Annotated in this window: 15 protein-coding genes; 1 reads left to right on the top strand and 14 read right to left on the bottom strand. The window is 51.7% G+C overall.

All coding sequences use genetic code 11. From position 1 onward, the window contains the following. Nucleotides 1-12 precede the first annotated feature (12 nt). From ACLB09_RS02670 to ACLB09_RS02615, 12 genes are all read right to left on the bottom strand, one after another. Complete coding sequence (locus tag ACLB09_RS02670) at nucleotides 13-510, bottom strand: Crp/Fnr family transcriptional regulator (protein WP_114495008.1); 498 nt, start codon at nucleotides 508-510, stop codon at nucleotides 13-15. Between the two features lie 152 nt (nucleotides 511-662). Next, the gene (locus ACLB09_RS02665) at nucleotides 663-1,580 is read right to left on the bottom strand and encodes a hypothetical protein (protein ID WP_410768201.1); all 918 of its coding nucleotides are present in this window, start codon (nucleotides 1,578-1,580) and stop codon (nucleotides 663-665) included. 26 nt (nucleotides 1,581-1,606) lie between these two features. Continuing rightward, nucleotides 1,607-2,971, bottom strand: a complete 1,365-nt coding sequence (locus ACLB09_RS02660; protein ID WP_410768200.1) for a nucleotide sugar dehydrogenase — start codon at nucleotides 2,969-2,971, stop codon at nucleotides 1,607-1,609. Between the two features lie 47 nt (nucleotides 2,972-3,018). After that, nucleotides 3,019-3,825: a response regulator transcription factor gene (locus ACLB09_RS02655; protein WP_410768199.1), complete on the bottom strand. Its 807-nt coding sequence runs from the start codon at nucleotides 3,823-3,825 to the stop codon at nucleotides 3,019-3,021. Nucleotides 3,826-3,926: 101 nt separating this feature from the next. Continuing rightward, entirely contained in the window at nucleotides 3,927-5,303 is a 1,377-nt protein-coding gene (locus tag ACLB09_RS02650; RefSeq protein WP_410768198.1) for a glycosyltransferase family 2 protein, read from the bottom strand. 43 nt (nucleotides 5,304-5,346) lie between these two features. Beyond that, complete coding sequence (locus tag ACLB09_RS02645; RefSeq protein WP_410768197.1) at nucleotides 5,347-6,540, bottom strand: HEAT repeat domain-containing protein; 1,194 nt, start codon at nucleotides 6,538-6,540, stop codon at nucleotides 5,347-5,349. Nucleotides 6,541-6,612: 72 nt separating this feature from the next. After that, nucleotides 6,613-8,832 carry a hypothetical protein gene (locus tag ACLB09_RS02640; RefSeq protein ID WP_410768196.1) on the bottom strand — a complete coding sequence of 740 codons (2,220 nt, stop codon included), beginning with the start codon at nucleotides 8,830-8,832 and terminating at the stop codon, nucleotides 6,613-6,615. A 623-nt stretch (nucleotides 8,833-9,455) separates the two neighbouring features. Continuing rightward, the gene (locus ACLB09_RS02635) at nucleotides 9,456-9,953 is read right to left on the bottom strand and encodes a hypothetical protein (RefSeq protein WP_410768194.1); all 498 of its coding nucleotides are present in this window, start codon (nucleotides 9,951-9,953) and stop codon (nucleotides 9,456-9,458) included. Beyond that, nucleotides 9,950-11,203, bottom strand: a complete 1,254-nt coding sequence (locus tag ACLB09_RS02630; RefSeq protein ID WP_410768193.1) for a DNA polymerase IV — start codon at nucleotides 11,201-11,203, stop codon at nucleotides 9,950-9,952. Before ACLB09_RS02630 ends, ACLB09_RS02635 begins: the two co-directional genes overlap by 4 nt. A 397-nt stretch (nucleotides 11,204-11,600) precedes the next feature. After that, the gene (gene map / locus ACLB09_RS02625; RefSeq protein ID WP_410768192.1) at nucleotides 11,601-12,347 is read right to left on the bottom strand and encodes a type I methionyl aminopeptidase; all 747 of its coding nucleotides are present in this window, start codon (nucleotides 12,345-12,347) and stop codon (nucleotides 11,601-11,603) included. A 50-nt stretch (nucleotides 12,348-12,397) separates the two neighbouring features. Further along, on the bottom strand, nucleotides 12,398-13,240 hold the full coding sequence (locus ACLB09_RS02620; protein ID WP_461728998.1) for a TetR/AcrR family transcriptional regulator: 843 nt from the start codon (nucleotides 13,238-13,240) through the stop codon (nucleotides 12,398-12,400). Between the two features lie 540 nt (nucleotides 13,241-13,780). Continuing rightward, on the bottom strand, nucleotides 13,781-14,068 hold the full coding sequence (locus tag ACLB09_RS02615; protein ID WP_410768190.1) for a stage VI sporulation protein F: 288 nt from the start codon (nucleotides 14,066-14,068) through the stop codon (nucleotides 13,781-13,783). A gap of 169 nt (nucleotides 14,069-14,237) precedes the next feature. Between ACLB09_RS02615 and ACLB09_RS02610 the strand changes: the two genes are divergently transcribed. After that, nucleotides 14,238-14,735: a hypothetical protein gene (locus ACLB09_RS02610; protein ID WP_410768189.1), complete on the top strand. Its 498-nt coding sequence runs from the start codon at nucleotides 14,238-14,240 to the stop codon at nucleotides 14,733-14,735. Nucleotides 14,736-14,840: 105 nt separating this feature from the next. On the opposite strand, the gene recG is transcribed toward ACLB09_RS02610, so the two are convergent. Both recG and ACLB09_RS02600 read right to left on the bottom strand, forming a co-directional pair. Then, complete coding sequence (recG, locus tag ACLB09_RS02605; protein WP_410768188.1) at nucleotides 14,841-16,886, bottom strand: ATP-dependent DNA helicase RecG; 2,046 nt, start codon at nucleotides 16,884-16,886, stop codon at nucleotides 14,841-14,843. 18 nt (nucleotides 16,887-16,904) lie between these two features. Then, nucleotides 16,905-17,774, bottom strand: coding sequence for a DegV family protein (locus tag ACLB09_RS02600; RefSeq protein ID WP_410768187.1), 870 nt, complete (start codon nucleotides 17,772-17,774; stop codon nucleotides 16,905-16,907). Nucleotides 17,775-17,794: the final 20 nt, after the last annotated feature.

Raw genomic sequence — 17,794 nt, 5'->3', positions numbered from 1 at the left:
GGTTTCTTTCCCTTAGTGATGGCGCAGCAAGCGATTGACCGTTTCTCGCCGGACACCGATCAACTGACCGATTTCTTCCTGGGTCAAATATTCCGTCAACGGCAATCCATGCGCATGCTGGCCCAGCCATTTTGTCAGCAGTTCCAACCGCTCCGCCGGCGTGCCGACCGTCAAATGATCCAGCCGTTCCTGCATGAACCGTACTTTCTCCTGCAGCAGTCTCGCTACTTCCAGCGGCTTCTTCGGGTCTTCCTGCAACTCCCGGTACCACTCTTGCGCAGGAATACTCTCTACTTCGCTGCGCACCAGCGCGATCGCCGTACCGTGCGTCTCCTTTGGTGATATCAAGGAATGGTGAGGAACCGTCTCGCCGGGGTACAAAATATTAAATAATACCATATTTCCGTTCTCATGCAGTCGGGTTACTTTAAACAGGCCGCTCTTAATATGATATAAGAACTTGCCGTCGTCTCCCTGACGGAACAGAATTTCTCCTTTGTGCAATATCATTTTATCGCTCCATTCCCCATATACACTACATTGTTACCTATCATTATAGCAAAAAAAGAAGCTAACTTCTAAATCAGCTCCAAATATCGGTTCTGGCCGTACATTACCAGCAATACCCCCGGGCTTTCCTGCCGGGGGTATTGGATCTGTGCTTATTTTTTTAGCGATTGTTCCCACTGACTCAATTTGTCACGCCATGGCTCATAGCTGTGAATCGCAATCCCCGCAAAGGAAGAGTGCCCCTTGACCAGCCTTACAAGCTTATTCATTTCCCCGGTCAAAACATGAAATGATTTACCGTGAAATGACACGCCGGGGCCTTCCTTGCTCTTGCCCAATTCTACGCCGACCCAAACGTCCTTGTTCTGACGATCCCCTTCCTCCAGGGTCGCCTTGGCCGCGGTATAAATTCTGCCCGCTTCATCGCGGTATGCCATGATGGCGACATAATCGAATTTATCGACCATCCACCGGTTCAGCGGAATTTTCTTGTCCGCGCCGGGATAGTCGATGCCGTCCAGCCAAAAAGGAACCGCAGCGCCAACCTCGATGCCGCCGTCTTTTCCCGCCTCGATCCAACGATGGATGTTCTCTACCCACTCTTTGACGATAGAAGCCTGGCGCTTCTCCCAATCATCAAGCAGATAGGGCTCCACATCGAATTGGACCCCGCCGAATCTTTCTTCCGGCTGAGATTCGGCATTGTATTTTTCTACCCAATCGAGAAAATCGTCGGCTTCCTGCCGGTGTTCGCGCAGCGCCCATTCCGGCTTTCCGTTTAACGCATGCACCTCAATGCCCGAGGAGGAAGCGGTCCGGACAAAATTCCGGTAGCTCTCCTCCTTTACGTCTCCGCCGATTTGCAAAAAGATGATCTTTACTCTCTGCTTTTTGGCAAAAGCAACGATATCTTCACTATGCTGCTGGATCAACTTCGTGTTCCAAAGCCAGGTTGCCTTGGCTTCGGAGGAGGAAGGACGGATGACGAGAAGCAGAAGAAACAGAGCTATTCCTCCGCACAGGATGAAAAGCTGCTTCTTGCGCCCTACCCGAATATTCCAGATCTTCATTCGTCGCCTCCCATTCTTTCGGATTCTTAGCCTACGATCAGCGCCTCGTCTTGCTGTTCCACATGCTGTACCGAATGGCCGATCTTGTAAATATGCGGCTGCCGGAAATCCCGGAACGCATTGCGCGTATCGACGATCGGCACGCCTAAATGAGCGATGGCTCCGTAGTCGAGATTGCTGTGATTCGTCACGAGCACGATGCAATCATACGATTTGAATTTGTCCAGATCGTACTCCACGCTTTGCACGGTAACTCCATTTTTGTCACGGAAGCTCGTTGCGAAAGGATCGTAATATTCCACGGCTGCACCGCTGTCTTTGTAAAGTTCGTACACTTCCAAAGCCGGCGATTCGCGCAGATCGCTGATATCCGGTTTATAGGCCATGCCCAAAATAAGAATGTTCGATTTCTTGATCGACTTGGCATATTCATTCAAAATCTTGGAGGTTTTGTTGACTACATAGTAAGGCATGTTATCGTTCGTCGATTGCGCCAACTCGATAAACTGGCTGTAAAAGCGGAAACCTTTCGCTTTCCAGGACAAGTACATCGGATCCAGCGGAATGCAGTGTCCACCGATTCCCGGTCCCGGATAAAACGGCATGAAACCGAACGGTTTCGTCTTCGCCGCATCGATGACTTCCCAGATGTCGATGCCCATCCGGTCGCACATCATTGCCATTTCATTGATAAAGGCGATATTGACGCTGCGGAACGTATTTTCCAGCAATTTGGACATTTCCGCCACCTTCGGCGTGCTGACCGGAACGACGGTCTCGACATATTTGCTGTAAAGCGCATTGCCGAGAGCCAAGCAGGATTCCGTCGTTCCCCCGATTACTTTCGGCGTATTAAACGTATTGAATTTGGTGTTTGACGGATCCACCCGTTCCGGGGAGAAGCAAAGGAAGAAGTCTTCCCCGACGGTATGGCCGAGTCTCTCCAGTTCCCGCTGGATCAACTCTTCCGTCGTTCCCGGGTAAGTCGTACTCTCCAGGGTAATCAGGATTCCTTTTTTCATATAACGTTTAATCTGCTCCACAACCGTCACGATATAGGAAGTATCCGGATCCTGATTCTCGCTGAGCGGGGTCGGAACACAGATGCTGATCGCGTCAATCTCACGCAAGGAAGCATAATCCGTCGTTGGCTTGAACCGTCCGGAACTCATTACTTCGGCCAAGGTTTCGTTGGAAATATCGTGAATATAGGAATCGCCGCGTTGAATTCTGTCAATTTTGGAGACATCGAGATCGATACCCACGACCTTAAATCCCTGTTTCACCATTTCCACGGCCAGCGGCAGACCTACATATCCAAGGCCTACCACTCCCAACACTGCGTTTTTCGATTCGATGGCTTCTAGTAAAGTCCGATATTGTTTATTCACTGCTCCAACCTCCGTTTTATCTGTATAGGTGTATTTTTTATCGTGAATTAGTGAATGCAACGGCGAATCCGGGCATCCAGTTCGACCGGCGAGAACGGCTTGGTAATGTAATCGTCAACTCCGTTTTGGAAGCACAGGCTGATCGTCTGCTCCACCCGCTGCTCCGTTAAAACTACGATTTTCGGGACCGTATCCACATCAAGCCGTTGAATATGGTGAATATAAGGAAGGCCGTCAATGCCGTACAGATTAAGTTCCGTAAGCACCAGATCGGGTTTCCAGGACTCGATCAATTCCAGGGCGGAGAGTCCGTTGTCGGCCACCGTAGTTTCATAGCCTTGCATTTGCAGGCGAATTTCCAAAAACTCGCGTACCGTAGAGTCCCCTTCGACGATCAGGATGCGGCTCCGCGTAGTCTGGATATCGTCTTTTGTAAAAATATGAATTTCGCCCGAGGCCTGGTGCATGACGGAGTCTTCCATCTGTATGAGCACCTGCTGCGTAAGCTCCTGCCCTTGAAAACTGGCAAGGGTCATCCGCGGATCAAAATCGGCGATGATTTCCTGCAGCCGCTGCTTTAGCAGCAACCCTTGAAAATGCACGGCGTCCAGGCTTTGGCCCGGCAGAAGAACGAACAGGCTTCCCGGTTCTTCTCCGCTCCAAATCTTATAAGTCAAACCCGGTTGGGATTCCAAGATGCCACGCACTTGCGTTTCCAAATAGGATGGTCCGCCTGCACAAGAAATGAACAGAACCCCGCTGGTTTCAAATGTCGTTTCCCTCACGCTTTGCTCAATATCCAGATATACGCTGGACTGTTCCCGCTGACTTTGCAATGTCGTATTCGGCATCATTTATCCCGCCTTCCTCAATTATGGTTAAAATATATTCGGCCATAGGTTTGGCCGTATTCCTGCCTATCAACTCCCTTCCCGTCAGCAAATCGAGAACCAGTTTAAGCCGATTTGGCGTCACTGCTTTTCTCTTGCCAACTTTGCCGGGTCATCGTTCCCCAGGAGTTGTTGTTACGCAAATATTGAATATGCCCCTGAATGCGCCATAGCCCGCCAAGTTGGGCATATCCGAAAAATTTAAACGCAGAATAGAACATCATGCGGGCCAGATCGGATATTTTGCTGAACCGTTTGAATGCGATCTCTTCCAGAAGCAGCGCCCCGATGCTGAGCAAATAACCGCTGAGGAAATTGATCAGCCAGAATACCGCCAGCACCCGCCAATGTGTCATATCGAGCATTGTATATCCAATCAGGGCGAGCAGCCCTGTAATTTTAAAGTAAGGGTTCAGCGCCTCAAAAATAATGTTATAAGGCATCGTGAGCATCCCCATCACTTTGTACTTCGGATTAAAAGCCATATCGTAGTTCTCGATCATATTTTTCAGATTTCCGCGGCCCCAGCGTTTACGCTGATTGGACAGAATGCGGTACGAATCCGGCGCTTGCGTCCAGCATACCGCTTCCGGACAAAATGCGATCCGGTATTTCAGCTTGTTCTCCAGCATATAACGGTGCAGCTTGATGATGATGTTCATATCTTCGCCGGGGTAACCTCCCCGATAGCCGCCGACCGCGATCACGTAGTCTTTGCGGAACAAGCCGAAGGCACCCGAAACGATGATCAACCCGTTGATCGAACTCCAGCCGATCCGTCCGCCGAGGAATGCCTTAAGATACTCGACAGCCTGAAACATCGGCCACATTTTGCGCGGCAGCGATATTTCCTTGACCGCACCGTTTTCGATGACGCAGCCGTTGGCAATCCGCACGTCTCCGCCGATCGCGACGGTTTCTTCCGGATTTTCCATATACATGCGGGCCATTCGAATCAATGCGTCTTTCTCGAGCAACGAATCCGCATCGATCGAAGAAATGAGCGGATAATGCGACAGGTTGATTCCCGCATTCAGCGAATCCGCCTTACCGCCGTTTGGTTTATCTATTACATACAGATGCGGATACTGAGGATTGTAGTAAACCGAATTAATCGGTTGGCAGTCGATCGAGTTTCTCATTTCCGGATTCGGCAACGGTTCCAGTCCGAATTCCTTTCTTAGCACGCCAAGCGTATCGTCGCTCGAGCCATCATTGATTACGATGACCTCATAGGTCGGATAATTCAGCGTCAGCAAACATTTTACGTTCTCGATGACCGTCACTTCCTCGTTGTAAGCCGGAACCAATAGCGAGATTGACGGGACTAGCTCCGAACCGGACAGCGTGTTGAACTTGGAGTAAGCGGCCCGGCGGAAAATCGTCAAAATATTTCGGAATGAAAATGTCATAATCGAAAAATAAATTACATTTACGCTCATTACATAGTAAGTCGCAAACAGGCCGTAAATGAGCAAAATATCCCTAAGCAGTGTAATCCCCTCCGACCGCTGCGACCTGTCGAACCGGCTTGCTTTCGGAAACTCCGAAATACCGTTCGTACAGGAGCTTCTTTTTGTTGTACGCCACCATCTGATCGAGCTTTTGGTGTTCGCTCTCCTCGAGCATCGTCTTCTCGATATGGTGCAGGGCGGTTTCCCGCTCGATCCCGGAGCCGTGCTTGGCCACCTGGCACAGCACTTCAAATCCCGTGTCGCCCAGCTTCGCCAGACTTTCGGCACTATTGTTGCGCACCCGCCAGTTCTGGTCTTTCAAAGCTGTGCGCAGCAGCGGGATACTTCCGGCCGCATGCATATTCCCCAGCGTCTTGGCCACCTCCGCCCGGATTTCGGAGTCCGGGTTGGCCATCAATTCCGTGATCGTTTCGTCCTTCAGCACGGGATTGGAACTTAAATACAGCTTCACGGCTTCCGCCCGTACATCTTCCTCTTCCGCGCCGACCAGCCGGTCGAGCGCAGGAACGACCTCGGGCACAGCCTGTCCCCACATGGCGACGAGCGCCACCTTCACGAAGTCCGGATTCTCGTCTTCCAGCAATTTCAGCAGCAAGCGGCTTGCATCCAGCCCTGTCTCCATAACGATATCGGCGGCCATGTTGTGAATCGGCTTGCCGTGCCGGAGCAGATGGTGCAACATTTCCTTGAGCTGATCGCCGCGTTCTGCGCTCTTGGCGATGGCGCGGGCGATGACGATCGTGAGCGGACTGTACTTCTGCTTCTCCATCATCAGCAGCATTCTCGGCACGGCTTCCGCCGCCCGCATACCGCCGAGGCGGTACGCCGCCGAAATCCGCCGGCCGTAGAACAAGCTTTCCAATAATTTGATGTCGTCGCGCACAAAGCCTGCGTCATGACACAGCTTGACCAGCTTGTCGCGAAGATCGCCCTTAAATTGTTCGATCCATTCAATCAGCTTCTGCTGAATCACCCGCCGTTCCAGTTTCGTCAGTTTACCCGGCGGCAGCTGCAATTCGGCAGCTCCGTTCAAATGCGTCTGAACAAATACGAAATAGTCCTGATGTTTTTGCAGATATATCTGTGTTTTCTTTGCGATGCCGAGTGCCCTGATTCTAAACCAGAACAGCAGCACCACTCCTGCCCCAATCAACCCGAGGCAAATATAAATAAAATAAATTGCCACGGTAAGATGCGAGTCCATAAAGAAAATTTCCTCCTCCCTGATACTTGCACAAAAGCGTCCCATTATCGGACAAGATTACCGCGAACGGATCTATCTATGATCCGGCAAGCTTGCATAGTAATCCTTCAAAGCATAATAGCCCGCCTTCAGGTGCTCGGTATACTTGACGGTCTCCCATGGAGACCAGGTGTATTTCGGCTGGGTTGTCAGATCCAGCGTACCGGTATCGCCGGGCCAGGATACATCGCCGCTGCCGCGGTCGACCATCCACGGAATAAACGTGATTCCCGACGTTTTTTCGGTAGTGAAGCTGCGGTCTTTTTTCAGCGGTCCGTAATCGATCACCTGCAGCGAACTTGGATCGGCAAATCCCAGCAGCATCCATGGAATGCGCAGCTCTACCTCATTGCCGCTGTATTGCCATGAAGTCAGCGAGTTGAAATTCTCGCTTTCCCGGTCCGATGTCCCCCGTACCAATTTTCCGACCGTCATATCCTTAAACGGTTGGGCGAACCGGGTATCCGGCGGCGTCATCGTCAAGCTGACAGCCAGCTTCCACGGTTGAAACTGAACCTTCTGCTCCTCGGTTTGCTCGTCAAGCATCCAGTAACCGTACTGACCGTACAGACGGCGGTGAAAATCATACGTAGGCGCCACTTTAACCTGCGTTTCCTCGTCGCTGCCGATCACGATCAGATTTTCCAGCCCGTCGCTCAGCGTCTTGCCGGGAAGCTCGGTCTTGGGCTGATCTCCGCCGGACAGAATATCGCTGCCAAGATAGATTTCCCGCTTGGCCGGATCGAACGGCTCGTCCAGCGTGAGCCCCACATAAACATAAGCTTCATCATGCGTGACGCGCAGCTGCTTCATGCCGGGCGAAGGATTGTCCCACGACTTTACTTCTCCTTCGGCTAAAGCACCCCAATCCTCCAGCTTGCCGTCGATCGTAATTTGATCTTCCTTGCCCGGCCCCATGGAGAGAATGCCGAACAGCTTCTCGTTCGTCAGCACGTTCAGCCAGTAGGAACGGCGATCCTCCGGAATCTCGAAACGCATCGTATTCCACGTCTTCTTGAACCATTCATCCTGCCACATGAACAGGATCGCTCCCGCGTAGCCTTCGTCGTAGATGTCCCGGGTGAGCGATACGTCGATCTCCCCTTGTTCCTGCTCGCTGTGTCCGCCCTGGTTGCGGCCGCCTCGGCCGAGGTGGGATACGCCGAGCGAAGAAGGAACCCCGTATTCCGTCACCATGACCGGAATATCTTTGTAATAGGCCTTCAGCTTTTTCAAGTAAGCTTTGTACGTGTTGTAATCGTTATTCCCATCCGGGATACTTTCCAGCGTTTTGTCCAGATGAAAGAAATCCGGGTAATAAGGATACACATGATACGCGGCAAAATACCCTGCTTCCCAGTCCACCGGCTGGATATGGGTGGCATCGACGCTCGCCATATCTTCTTCGAAGAGCGGTTCGCCGGGATGCTCCAGCACGTCGGTAGTCACCCAGTTCGTGAACGTGATCGGATGCTCCCAACCGTAGGCCCGTTCCTGCGTGGCCGTCTGGTCAACCAGCTCCGCCAGCCAGCTTTCGAACGGGCTCGCTTCTGCGGTGGCCGCAAAGTGCTTGCCTTGATACGGCTCCGTTCCTGCATGCACTTTGTTCGTGTTGTCGACCATTTCGGGATCCCATTCGGTGCCGATGTGCCAGCCCATCAGATAAGGTCCCGCGTTGGCGGTATATTTCCCTCCCGATTCTCCTTGAACGGCTCCGGCCTTCAAATCGCCGTACACCGCTTTGACCGCCTTTTCAATTTCCTTGTGGAATTTTTGTTTAATTCCCGGATTGTAGGCGTCCTTCAGTTCGATCAGCTGTTCTTCGGGAGACCAAATCCCTTGCATGAAGTACAGCGGATTTTCTCCCTTGTCCCGATTGTATTTAACCAGCGACTTATAAAATACCGGATTGTGCACCGTGTAAATACGAATCACGTTGGCTCCCATCTCGTCGATCTGTTTAAACCAGCGTAGATAATCGTCTTCCGTAAGCGGGAACTCCCCCGGAAAATGTCCGGGAACCGTCGCGCCTAAATTCACTCCTTTTACGAACATCTCATTCCAGACCCCGTCACCCTCATATTCCATGAATCGGTCACCCGAGGTTTGGAATTTGATCTCTGCGCCATCGGAGGTCGCGAAGCTAATGTGAGACGGAGGCAGAATCAGTGTTACCAGAAAAACTCCTCCGGCGATCAGGGCTGCTCCGAGTCCAATCCAAATAGCCAGTTTTTTTCGCGCTAATGTTGTCATCGGTCTTTAATTTTTTCACCTCGCTAATCTTTTTGTATGCAGGCGATCATCAGTACGGCCCCTCACACCTCCACTCCTCAAATTACTTCTATCATTAACCAAGTGAACCTATAATGTAACTAGGCTAATGGAAGTGTTTTGTTTCTGGGCCCTTTCCAGGACCTGTCATCCTTATCAGTACATTTTTCCATAAAAAGGGAATGAGAAGCCTACCTCGCCATATACACCGACTTCATGAAAAAACCTGTGAAAACCCATGCATTCCATGCGAGGTTTCCAACAGATTATTTTCAAGGAATGCGGTGTTTGCGCCTATTGCCCTTATTAGACGCACGAAGGAATTCGAAGTTTCGCTCTTTTTTTACACCCTTTTCCATAAAGGTTACAGAATTGATACCAAAGTCATGTTAGAAAATCGCTTAACCGCGCAGTTTTTCGCCGATTTGGATATTACATCCAATGTGACAAAAAACATACTGTGGTCCCAGACTAGGCCCATTGGTTACTTGCTGGAGTGTTCCTTCCTCTTTGGATGATGGCTTTTCGGCCCAAATCGGTGACTAATTCCCCAAATCGGGAGGGTAAATTTCCAAAAAAAAGAACAGCCATTAAGCTGTTCTTGGTCAGGACTTGCCTTTCATTTCGGTTTCTTTGGCGTGTTCCTTGAGCAACGTTCCCAATTCGGACATATACTTCGTCAGCCGCAGACTGATCTCCGATCGCATCACATCCCGGGTCATGCCGAACCGTTCCTCGTATCCCCGGCAAAAATAACGATAATAGACTACGAGATCCGCTTGCTCCTCGCTGAGGATTTTAATGTTTCGCTGTTTTAGTTCGCGTCGCAGCTTGTAGGAATCCCTGATGATCCGATTCAGAACGTACTGGTTCACCATGAGATGCAGGCGTTTGAGAATATTGTTGGAATACTCGATGTCGGAAATGCTCTTTTGAACCATTTTCTCCATATGCGGCAACAAAATATAGTCGCGGAGAATACTGCGTTCTTCCGAAGTAATGATCCTGCTCTCATTGAAGCGGTGCTGCTCCTCGTATTTCTCGGCATGCTCCGTCAGCAGCATTTTGGATTTCCAACGGTCGTTTCCGTCAAGCTTGCTCATTTGTAGTGCCCCCCGATTTGCCCGGCTCTTTCCCGCGCAACGCCGGTTTCCATCAACGAAGAAGCGTGGATGATGGCGTCGCTCCCGTACCGGTCTTTAATGCTGTCGATGGCCCGCTCTTTATCGTAAGCACGGGATCGATTGTCAAACAAAGTAAGCTGAATCATGCTGTCGTCGGTTAACTGGGACAAGGCGACGCTTAAACGGCTGACAGGCAGTCCACTCCAATATTTCTTGAACAGCTTCTGTACGGCAGTGGCCACTTCATGGGTCAGAGCCGTAGGTTCCGGCAGCGTGATCTGCCGGCTGAAGGAAGAAGAACGCGTCCCGTCCGTCTCAGCCACCGAAACGGAAACGACCGAACCGAGGAAATGGTGGCGCCTTGTGCGCCGGCATACCTCCACCACCAGCTCGAGGAGGACGATTTCGATGTCCTGGAGCCTTTGATACAGCTTCCAACGAAGCGCCTTGCCATGGCTGACCGACTTCAATTGATGACGGATGCCCGACACGACGGGGCTTGGATCGATCCCGCGCGCGGTTTGCCAGTAATACTCGGCCTGGATATCGCTCTGTTTGCCCATTTCTCGCCGCATCCGCTGCTTGAACTCAGGGAGCTCCATGCGCGCGATATCTCCGATGCAGGATAGGCCCATCCGGGTAAAATGACGGGTCATCGCGGAGGCGACCATAAACATTTGGTGCACGGGAAGCTTCCACAGCGTGGATTCCAGATTCTCAAAAGAAAGCTCAAATATGCCTTCGGGCATTTTTTTGGCATAATTATCGGTCGCCATTTTGGCCAGCACCTTTGTAGGGCCGATTCCCACTCTCGTCCAGACGCCCGTCGATAATAGAACATGGTTCTGAATCCTTTTGGCCATTTCATACGGGGAACCAAAATAAGCCTGAGAACCCGTAACATCCAAAAATTGCTCGTCGATGCTAAAAGGCTCTACAAGGTCGGTGTAAGATTCAAAAATTTCCGTGATCAAGAGCGAAATCTGGATATAAGTGCGCATTCTGGGCCGGATGACAATCAGCTCCGGGCATTTGGCCAACGCTTCCCCGACCCGCGAGGCGGTCGTTACGCCTCGGGATTTGGCGATTGGACATGCCGCCAGAACAATGCCGTTCAGCCTGACAGGGTCTCCTACAGCCACTGGCTTATCGCGGTACTCAGGGTGGGCAGCCTTCTCCACCGAGGCATAAAAAGACTGTCCATCGATTAAAAAAATCCGTTTCGACATAGGTGACCCCTCCATAAACCTTATCCTGAAAAAGAAGCATAATCAGATTTCTTTATGCTCCTGTCGTTACCCCTAGCCCCTTGTTTTGCGGGAGCCGAAAAGGTTCCTAGAATGCCGGGCATTCCAGTATTATGTTGTTTCTTTGCGAAACCGCAATTTTGCATAAGGAGCAACCGGTTGGAGATTAAACACAGAACGTTTGTTCTTATTATATTCATAATACGAACAAATATTCGCTTTGACAACAGGTTATTGCTGGATAATGAAAAATCACTGTGCGAAAAAGGGGCCCATGCAAAAAAAACGGTCAAGACTTTCGTCTCGACCGTTTGCAAAATTCAGTTTGGCAGCCCTGCAGTTTGCTGTATCCCCGCAGTTGCGTTTTCTTGCCCGGCTCTTACTGGGCCGTCAGGATGAGCGGTCCATCCGTCGTCAATGCAATCGTATGTTCGAACTGGGCCGACAGCTTGCCGTCCGCCGTTCTGGCCGTCCAACCGTCCTCGTCGATGGAAATGCGGAAGGTGCCCTCGTTGATCATCGGCTCAATCGTAAACACCATGCCTTCCTTCAGCCGAATCCCTTTCCCCGCCACGCCAATGTGCTCATAGCTCGGTTCTTCATGCAGCGTTCTGCCGATCCCGTGCGCGAGAAGATCACGAACGACGGAGTAACCGTTGGATTCCGCATGCTTCTGAATTGCCGAGGTGATATCTCCGAGCCGATTACCCGGAACCGCTTGGGCGATGCCGAGCTCCAGGCATTCCTTCGTGACTTTAAGCAATTTTTCCACGTCAGGACTAGGGGTCCCTATCGTATAACACCAGCATGAATCACCGAACCATCCGCCGTATTCCGCAACGATATCCAGCTTTAGCAAATCACCGTCCTGCAGCGGTTTGGAAGAAGGAAATCCATGGGCTACCACATCATTGACCGAAGCACAGGTTTCGGCAGGAAATCCGTTATATCCTTTGGTAAACTGTTTCCCGCCCAATTTGATGATATGCTTGGCGACAAAATTGTTAATTTCCAGCGTGCTGATGCCTGGCTGAATCAGCTTGGCAACCTCACGGTGACAGTCGGCGACGACCTGATTGGCCGTCTTCATTTCTTCGATTTCCCTTGGTGATTTCAAAATAATCATCTATGCTTCGCTCCACTCTATAATCAAATTATGCCGGCAAACCGGTCTTGTTAAAATAAAAACTGTACGATCTGTCCGGCCTCACTACGCAGCATTCCGCGCCGGATCGACGCCAACGCGCATCCCGTCAATGCCGCGAGCAGCCATTCCGCCCGGCGTTCGGACCCGGGGACCGGAGACCCGGAATGCCCGGAGGCGTCGGCGGGCCTAGCATGGCCGGGTTGATCGGATGGCCCGGGCGGGCCGAGTTGGCCGGACATCCCGCTTCCTCCGTTGCCGTCCGGATTTATCAGGCGGGACAGCGGGAGGAGTACCTGCTCGCGATAAGCGGATGTAAGCCGAGCCGCCTGCTCCTCGGGCAGCGCCCGAAATTGATCGCCGCCGAGTTGGCAAGCCAAATAGAAAGCATGGTCGCCACTCCAGGACTCCAGCAGCCTTCCGGCCAGCTCTCGCAGATCATCCTGATCCTGCGCTGGCCCCGACCCGGATTTTTCCGCAGCAACAACCCGCGCTTCAGTCGCCACGGCGGAAATCGCCGCGATGCCCCCGCCGTTTCCGGAAGTTCCTGCCGGGAACGCTGAAGCAACACTTACTCCACCCGCATCTGCCGGGATGTCCGCTGTATTTGCCGCCGGTACCCCCACTGTCGCGGATGGTAATCGCAATACCTCCTCGGCCCGGTTCATCGCTTGCGCCAGCAAATCGTGCAGTACATCGGCTTTATTTTTATAGTAGTGGTATACGGTTCCGTAACCCAGACCCGCTTCGGCGGCTACATCCCTAATCTCCATCAGCATACCTTTATCCAGGTACACATCCGCCGCAGCCTTTAAAATTTGGGCCATTCGCCGGATACGAATTTGTTCGTTCTGTTCTTTGGTCCGCGGAGTCATCATCTGCCTCCTAATTTGCATTTTTATATTGACCTACTATCATGTCAATTTAAAAATACAACAGTATTCCCATAAATGCAAGCCCAATTGTCCCGGGATTATTAATTCAGCGTAAAATAGGCGTATCACCTAGGGGAAGATCCCTTTATAACCCTCAGGTTTTACACAAATTATTACTGCCCTTAATCTCAATTTTACATCCGCTGTACCTTTACATTTCTTTAACAATATTCCCTGTAGCTCACTCTAAAGTCCGCAAAAATTTAACTGGAAAACATGCCGTTAATTTCAACAATTTAGTCAATTTGAGACCAACTTACTGGAAAACATGCCGTTAATTTGGCGGAAACCCGTCTCCCAGCAATAACCAAGCGAAATAAATGTATTTTTTCCAGTTATACTTTCCCCTGTCTCCGTTGGAGCTAAATTAGATGCGTAAAATCCATCTAAAATCCGCGTACACGAAAAGTCAGCCGGAAAATTTCCGGCTGACCGATTTTGCCCGAATTAGACCGGCAATAAACAACAAGTTCGTTCCGTTTAGCGGAACATTCCCCACAGCTTGATTAAGTGAAGCGTGCTCTTCGGATCGATTTTTTGCGCAATGACAAACTGGACGATCTGCTCTTCCTGCACCCCGGTCAACCGTTCATTCAGCAAGGCAGTCGCCGATTTGACCAGCCGCCGTACCTTCACGCGATCTTGAAGATCGGTTTTGGTCAACCCCTCCACCAGCTTTTTGACGCGTTCCTTGGTAGCCGGATTTTTCATTTTTAATTTAACCCGCTCCACCAGCTGCGGACTGATTCCATATTGATGATAACTCAAAGATGTCCACACCTCCCGTTCTTTAGGCCTTCTCTCTAATATATGACCCGGGGCACGTCCATAGTGCAAAAAACACCATCCTTTCTTCAAAATCCGCCTGCCAGCCAATGGAACAATAACGGGAATTGATCCGTCAAAGAGGTAAGGACAAATAGGAAGGGGAAAACGCATGAGAAAAAAGAGGCTCATTTCATGGATAGCATTAACAGTATTAACATGTACATTCACATTCTGCGTTGGTTATATCATCGGTGGCCGAAACCACGATTTAGAAGACCAGTCCGCCCTTCATCAGGCCCTGCGTTCAAAGTGGGTGAAGGAAGAAACGCCGCCTTTGCCGGCAATTACCATTGAAGGTAATCCCATTGAGGTAGTTAGAGGGGGCTATAGCTGGTGCTCGCCTCCATTGGGAAGTGAGAGCCGTTGTGTGAGCGTAGACGCCTCTATCCCTGAGTTGACAGCAACCGCCGTTCCCGCCGGCTCGGAGATCAAAACAGAGGCGCCTCAAGGAATCAAGGAATTCACGCTAACAAACACAAGCAAAGATGGAAATGATGACCCGTATTTCGTCCCTAAAACTAAAGGAAAGTACTTGTACAACATTCACTGCGAGTGGTTTATGGACCAAGGCCAAGCCGATTATTATTTTCTCGTTGAGGTCCTATAGTATAACGCAAAAAATGGCGGCCGTTCCGGCCGCCATTTCCTTCTATATTATAGTGAAAAGTTTCTTCCTATTATAATAGAAAGAAAACAATTTCAAGCCAATCATCTAATCGATCAGCTCGCCCTGCAAAATCTGCTCCCGCTGCAAATAGTACCGCAGCGGCGCGTACTGCGGCGACGTCCAGAAGGACGGGTCGCCCACCAGCCGGGCGGCGTCGTCCCGCGCCGCCTCCAACACCTTGAAATCGCTGACCATGTCCGCGATTCGAAATTCCGGCACCCCGCTCTGCTTGGTGCCGAAGAAATCCCCGGGACCGCGCAGCTCCAGGTCCCGGCGGGCCACTTCGAAGCCGTCGTCCGTGTCGGTCATGACCTTCATCCGCTCCTGACCGACCTCCGACTTCGGATCGGCGATCAGCACGCAGTAAGATGCGTGCTCCCCCCGGCCTACCCGGCCGCGCAGCTGATGCAGCTGCGACAGACCAAAGCGGTCGGCGTCCATGACGATCATCAGCGTCGCGTTCGGCACGTCGACGCCGACCTCGACGACCGTCGTTGAAACGAGCAACTGTACCTCGTTGTCGTAAAACGCACGCATCACCTCGTCCTTCTCCGCCGACGTCATGCGCCCATGCAGCAGGCCGACCTTGAAATCCGGGAAAGCCTGCTGCATCCCGACATACAGGTCGATCGCATTTTGCACATCGAGCTTGTCCGACTCTTCGATCAGCGGACAGATCAGGTAAGCCTGCCGTCCCAGTGAAATTTCGCGGGAAATGAAGCCGAGTACCCGGTCCATCATCCCGTGTTTGACCCAATAGGTCGAGATCGGCTTACGCCCCTTCGGCCGTTCCGACAACGTCGACACATCCATGTCGCCGAATGCCGTAATCGCGAGCGTGCGCGGAATCGGCGTCGCCGTCATCGTCAGCACGTCGGGATTAAAGCCTTTGCGCCGCAAAATGCTGCGCTGGTTCACCCCGAACCGGTGCTGCTCGTCCGTAACGACCAGGCTGAGCGACCGGAAGAAGACATCTTCCTGAATCAGCGCATGGGTGCCGACGATGATATCCGTCATCCCCATCTGCAGCGAAGCAAGCAAATCCTTGCGCCGCCGCCCTGTTACGCTGCCCGTAAGCAGGCCGACGGTAATACCGAAGGGCTCGAACAGCTTCGTCAAAGAACGGACATGCTGCTCGGCCAAAATCTCGGTCGGCACCATGAACGCACCCTGATGTCCGGATTTTACGGCCGCGAACAAGGCGATGGCGGCGATGACCGTTTTGCCGGAGCCGACATCCCCCTGCAGCAGCCGGTTCATGCAATAAGGAGAGCGCATATCCTGCAAAATCTCCAGCTCGACCTTCTTCTGCGCATCGGTCAGCTCGAACGGAAGGCTGCGCACAAACTCGCGAATGATTGCGTTCTCCACCTCATGCTGCACGCCATCCATCCGCTCGTGATTCATCGCCCGGTACGCCTGCAGCTTGAGTTGGAACAGAAAAAGCTCCTCGTACACCATCCGGCGGCGCGCAAGCTGCCCTTCCTCACTGTCCTGAGGCTGATGAATCCGCTGGATCGCGCGGCGGCGCGGCATCAGATCATACTCGCGCAACAGTTCCGGAGGCAAATTCTCCGGGATCATTTCGCCGTACTGCAACAAAGCCTGCCCAATCGTCTTGCGGATCCAGGCCTGCGTGATCTTGCCGCCCACCGAGTAGACGGGCTGGAGGCTGCCGCTGCGTAGTGTCCCTTTGTCGGGAAACTCCGATTCCGACACCGTCAGCTGACTCCGTCGCATGTCCCATTTTCCCGTTAGAATAATTTCGCGGCCGGCGGTTAACTCCTCCCGCAAAAAGTGGCGGTTAAACCACGTTGCCGTAAACATCCAGTCCTCGGCTACCATTTTGCAGGTTAACCTGGACTTCTTGCCGTACCGCTGGAGCACGGGAACGCCCATGATTTTGGCCTGTACGGTGATCTTGTCCCCGTCCTTGGCTTCAGTCAAAGAGCGAAGCCGGTAATCCTCGTAACGAAACGGATAATATTCAATTAAATCGTTCACCGTAAAGACGCCAAAGGCGTGAAGCTCTCCTGCTTTAAGAGCGCTCACGCCGCTGACTTGCCTTACCGGTATATCATTCAAATCCATAATGATAATCCCTCACTTTTAAGCCGGCCACACAAAAACAGCAACCGTACCTGGCCCGACATGAGTGCCGACGACGGCACCGATACTGGTGCGGACCACCTCATGCAAAGTGAAATGTTCCGCCATCAGGCGAATCATTTCCTCGGCGCCCTCCGGATTGACGGCGTCGCAAACCGCAATGTTTATATCCTTCCGGTCTCCCAAATCGTTTAAGAACAACTCGATGACTTTGGAGACGGCCTTCTTCTGGCCTCTTACTTTGTCGACCGGGTAGATAACGCCCTCCTGATCCACCGACAGAATCGGCTTGATATTCAGAAGGGAGCCGACAATCGCAGCCGATTTTCTGATCCGGCCGCCTTTTTGCAAATAATCCAAGACATCCACCAAAAAGTAGAGCTTACGCTCTTTGCCGACACGCTCCACTTCGGCTTTGATTTCTGCGGGAGAAATGCCCTGCTTAGCCATTCTGGCGGCTAAAACGACCTGAAGGCCAAATCCGTAAGTAGCACATAGTGAGTCGATGACCGTAATATCGACATCCACTCCTTCATCTTCCTCCAACATACTTTTCGCAAGCAGAGCCGATTGATACGTACCGCTCATGCCTGAGGAAATATGAATGGACACGATCGGAGTGCCAGGGTGCTCCTGCATCAAATTCCGGTACACCTCAACATACTGGGATGGAGAGGTTTGTGAAGTCGTCGGCAACTCCTTGGATTTGGTCAGTTTGTCATAAAACTCCTCGACGGTAATGTCGATGCCTTCCACAAATGAATCCTCACCAAATGCAAGCCGCATAGGAACGATATGAATCCCGTATTCCGCAACCATATCCTTCGGGACATCTGCCGTACTGTCGGCAACGATAATTGCCTGCTTCAAAGAGATCCCCATCCTTTCAT

Origin of the sequence: Fontibacillus forbon (genome assembly GCF_046559655.1) — a bacterium.
GTDB lineage: Bacteria > Bacillota > Bacilli > Paenibacillales > Paenibacillaceae > Fontibacillus.
The sequence above is the reverse complement of the archived record's forward strand: the minus strand, read 5'-3'. Positions and strand labels throughout refer to the sequence as shown.